This is a genomic window from Acinetobacter sp. YH12231, assembly GCF_013417755.1.
GTDB lineage: Bacteria > Pseudomonadota > Gammaproteobacteria > Pseudomonadales > Moraxellaceae > Acinetobacter > Acinetobacter amyesii.
Genome location: NZ_VPDJ01000051.1, coordinates 1 through 4,695, shown reverse-complemented (window position 1 = coordinate 4,695; position 4,695 = coordinate 1). Strand labels below are relative to the sequence as shown.

At 36.9% G+C, this 4,695-nt stretch carries 1 protein-coding gene and 2 pseudogenes; 2 read left to right on the top strand and 1 reads right to left on the bottom strand.

Annotated features, from left to right (window positions below):
* Positions 1-413 precede the first annotated feature (413 nt).
* A pseudogene (locus FTV11_RS16745) lies at positions 414-997 on the top strand (IS4-like element ISAba33 family transposase); the annotation flags it as partial.
* Between the two features lie 420 nt (positions 998-1,417).
* On the opposite strand, the gene FTV11_RS16740 reads toward FTV11_RS16745, so the two are convergent.
* Positions 1,418-3,037 (bottom strand): oleate hydratase, encoded by a 1,620-nt coding sequence (locus FTV11_RS16740; protein ID WP_180027353.1) that lies wholly within the window; start codon positions 3,035-3,037, stop codon positions 1,418-1,420.
* Positions 3,038-3,419: 382 nt separating this feature from the next.
* Here FTV11_RS16740 and FTV11_RS16735 point away from each other — a divergent pair.
* A pseudogene (locus FTV11_RS16735) lies at positions 3,420-4,511 on the top strand (IS4-like element ISAba33 family transposase).
* The last annotated feature ends 184 nt before the right edge of the window (positions 4,512-4,695 follow it).

The window sequence follows — 4,695 nt, the reverse complement described above, 5'->3', positions numbered from 1 at the left end:
AATTACTGACAAAAATTTGCTCAAATAAACTTCGAGTAATTTCTACCATCAATCAATGAAAATAATTTCGATCAATCAATCAGTAAAAATCCACACAAGTTGTTCTTCATAATCTCTTAATGATCTTTCTAACATCTCGTCAATGCTAGAAGCTGGACTTCGATAAACTTAACAATTCAACGCTTCGCGTTTCGTTCGTTTCCGTCTATCTCGTCGGTATGGGGTGCATTCTAGAGCATTTCAGAATCATTGCAACCCCCAATTCACTATATTTTTCACGTATGTATTTTTTATAAGCGTTTTTGCTAAAAAAATTGCACTTTTACCTATTTTTTAAGCATTTTTTCTTTGTACACGACAAAAAAAGATAACTCATTGAAATAATGGCATAGTACTTGTTTTCTGACGACGAAATTGAAAATGACATTAACTTCTGTATACGTGTTAAAAAAACTTTATTGTGACCAATCACTTAGCCAAGAATCATAAAATTAGTGATTTATTTCGTCATCTTCAAGTTGGTCAAACTGAATGTCGTAAACGACGTATTTGGGTTGGTCGAGTGAAACTGTATATTAGTGCGCTACGATTAGAAGATGGAGAGCTTTTACTTGTTGTTTCTCCTATGTTTAATGCTTCTGCTATTCGTGATTATGCATTACGCTGGGAAATCGAAACGTTATTTAGTTGTCTCAAAGGACGTGGATTCAATCTTGAAAATACTCGTTTAACAGACCCTAGACGAGTCAAGAAATTGATAGCAGTGCTAGCTATCGGTTTCTGTTGGTGCTATTTAACAGGTGAATGGCAACATGATCGGAAAAAAGCGATAAAAATAAAGAAGCATGGACGACTTTCAGTAAGTTTATTTCGCTACGGTTTGGACTATGTTCAAATGGCTATTCTACGTTTGATTGGTTTTGGAAAAAAAGAAGAATTTAAGAAAGTGCTAGCAATTTTAAGAAAGAAAAAGCCTGATAGGACAAGGATCCTATGAAATTTGTCGTGTACAGAGGTAATTTTTATGAAATCTAAAATCATGAGAAAAAGATAGAAAAGCACTTAGTCAGTTTCGGAGTATTATTTAAAACGTGGAGATGTTTTTCCTATGTTGATTAGTCAATTTATTTACGAATGAGATATAAAGTTTTATCTAATTTTTCTTTTTATCCAATTTAAAATTAGGTGCGTACACGGCCTTAACTTTCAATAAAGTATAAAAGGTGTTTGTGTAGGCAATACCCTTACTTTTGATAAGCCAAAAGAAAGCAAAAGCCTTTGTTACCCATACATAACATCCCTATTATGATGGATAACGTGTGGCATCCCTGCCACACTCGTGTATCCAAACGTTGCTTAAATTAAACTATGTAATAGTGGCGACATAAAGGTGCTCTTATCGCTATATATTAAAAACTTAGTGGAACACTGTTTCTAAAGCTTTTAAACCCACTTTGGGATCAAGTAGACCGTTGTAAATTTCAGGGATTTCACGTTCCACCCCAAAAAATTCATAAATGGCAAGCATCGCCCCACGAACTGAATATTCCACAGTAAAGACCACGTCATCTTCAATTTCCACAAACTGTCCAAGGAAAGCAAAGTTTTGTGAGCCTTGTGGAATTACCTGTGGACGATCCCCCGGTTTACGGCAGGCGAATAGGGCAGAGGCGTATGGCATCATGGCGGTAGTAACATCAGTCGTTGCCAAAACATGATCTAAAATGTCGTCAAAACCGAGCTGTTTAATCAGTTCTGTTAGGATTTCTTGCCCCGTGGCTTCGGACATTGGTTTTTTGATGTAATCGCCTATATGGTCAATTTGGAAACCGTAGCCCCATAAGGTATATAAACCTTCAGGTAAGTCGGCAAAGTGTGGCTGTGCAGGAACCACGATGGATAAATGCCAACCCGACTCATACCAAGTCATGAGTGCGCCTGTGCCTGGTTCATTGCCTGTATAGTCAATAATACGTTTAAGTAGCACGTCATCTTTCATGGTCAGAGTGAAAGACTCCCACTTATGTTCATCGACATTGCCATAAAAAGTCATTGGACGGCCAAAGTCTGGGGCTTTTTGTGCCAGCGTTTCCCAAAGCGTCCAGCCATGATCTTCTCGATGACGAATAAGGGCAGGCACGTCATGATTACCGCCATAACGTGAGTCTGCTGTAATAGAGCCTAAAGTGAAAATAGCTAAATCATTGGCTTTCAGATTAATTTGCTCTGAGCCTTCAGGCAATTGTACATATAGGCGTGAAGCGTAGCGTTCTTGAGTTTCAGCATTGGTAATGAAGTCTGCATCTGTGACATAGTGTCCAAAACGCACATCGACGCCTTGTGCGACTAACCAACGCTGTAGGGGCAGAATCATCGAGTCATATTGGTTGTACTTGGTACGTTTCACACCCGCTAAGGTATGAATGCGTGGCAATTCTTGAATAAAACGCAAGAAATAGCGTCTTAACTCTGCTGCACTGTGCCATTTTTGAAAAGCGAAAGTCGTGCGCCACATGCGCCAGAAATTGGTTTCAAAAAAGGTTTCATCAAAAAACTCATCAATGCGGCGACTGCCAATTTTTTCTTCTTTTGAAGCTAATAGGCGCAGCATCTGTGCACGATGTAGCGTATTCAGACCAAGCTTTGCTGCATCCGCAATGACATGTTCGGCATCAATCAACCGTGCATTGCCGTGGGTTTTCACTTTTTCATTAAACTCACGACATTCTTCACGCACCGAAATGTCTGGATTTTCCAAAGATGGAATACTGGAAAATAAGTCCCATAGGCACAAATAAGTTTCATCGGTCAGCATTCGCCCACCACGTGTTACCCAAGCTTGCGCGGCATGCGGTGTATGTCCACCATCCATCGAACCACCTGAAATATCGAGTTCTTCTAAAATATGGATATTTTTGGCAGGGACTTTGGCATCACGGATTGCAAATGCAGCAGCAGCCATACCTGCGATACCACCACCAATAATCCAAAGATGGGACTGTTGCGCGTCTAATGGGGTGCGCTTCTTATTTTGCATGGTTCACCTTTAATTATGATGTTAAAAATTATGAAGTAAAAAAATTGGTTTAGAAAAACCTTAAAAATAGTATGTCTTTTTATATATGAAAAATGTATGAAATGGGAAGCAATCCCCTCATTATATTTTGTAATCAAAAATAGACGTATGATGGCTATTTTTAATACACATTTGTCTTTTTATTAAAATTGAATATGATCTAAATAATTGATGTTAATGTTTATTGTTGAGTAATTGCTCTATTGTTGTTTTCACTATGCCGTATGCTAAATTTCTTTAAAAATAGGCTTTTTATTTATCATTAAAAAATATCTCTGTACACGACAAAAAAGATAACTCATTGAAATAATGGCATAGTACTTGTTTTCTGACGACGAATATGATGACACATTTCAATGAGTTACATCTCATCTTAAACAAATATCTAAAGTGGAACAAGTCACATGCAAAATGTTTTACACTGATTATGCTTGCATTAATTGTAAAAACAGACATGTAATCTTTCTTCTGCATCTAAAGCCTTACCCATCAAGTGCTTACCACAATCATTTTATCGACGTATACAACGCTTCTTTGCAGATCAGTATTTCGATTATCGTCAAATTTCTCAGTTAATTTTCAATATATTTTCATTCGATAAAGTCCAATTAACTTTGGATAGAACTAATTGGAAATGGGGAAAACGAGATATTAATATCTTGATGTTAGCCATCGTCTATCGTGGAATAGCGATACCTATTGTTTGGACATTGCTCAATAAACGTGGAAATTCAGATACAAAAGAGCGTATTGCTTTGATTCAACGCTTTATCTCCATTTTTGGTAAAGATCGTATTGTGAATGTGTTTGCAGACAGAGAATTTATCGGTGAGAAATGGTTTACATGGTTAATTGAAAATGACATTAACTTCTGTATACGTGTTAAAAAAACTTTATTGTGACCAATCACTTAGCCAAGAATCATAAAATTAGTGATTTATTTCGTCATCTTCAAGTTGGTCAAACTGAATGTCGTAAACGACGTATTTGGGTTGGTCGAGTGAAACTGTATATTAGTGCGCTACGATTAGAAGATGGAGAGCTTTTACTTGTTGTTTCTCCTATGTTTAATGCTTCTGCTATTCGTGATTATGCATTACGCTGGGAAATCGAAACGTTATTTAGTTGTCTCAAAGGACGTGGATTCAATCTTGAAAATACTCGTTTAACAGACCCTAGACGAGTCAAGAAATTGATAGCAGTGCTAGCTATCGGTTTCTGTTGGTGCTATTTAACAGGTGAATGGCAACATGATCGGAAAAAAGCGATAAAAATAAAGAAGCATGGACGACTTTCAGTAAGTTTATTTCGCTACGGTTTGGACTATGTTCAAATGGCTATTCTACGTTTGATTGGTTTTGGAAAAAAAGAAGAATTTAAGAAAGTGCTAGCAATTTTAAGAAAGAAAAAGCCTGATAGGACAAGGATCCTATGAAATTTGTCGTGTACAGAGGCATTTTTTATAAATTTTTAGCAAATAGTCGATATTTAATTAACCCGAATCGCGGATAAGAAATTGACTTGAAAAATATGAGGACTAGAGCCATCAGTTGAGTTACCACACAAAACTCACAACTCTATCCTCATGTTTAATAGTACCGAATTATTTTGCGTAATTG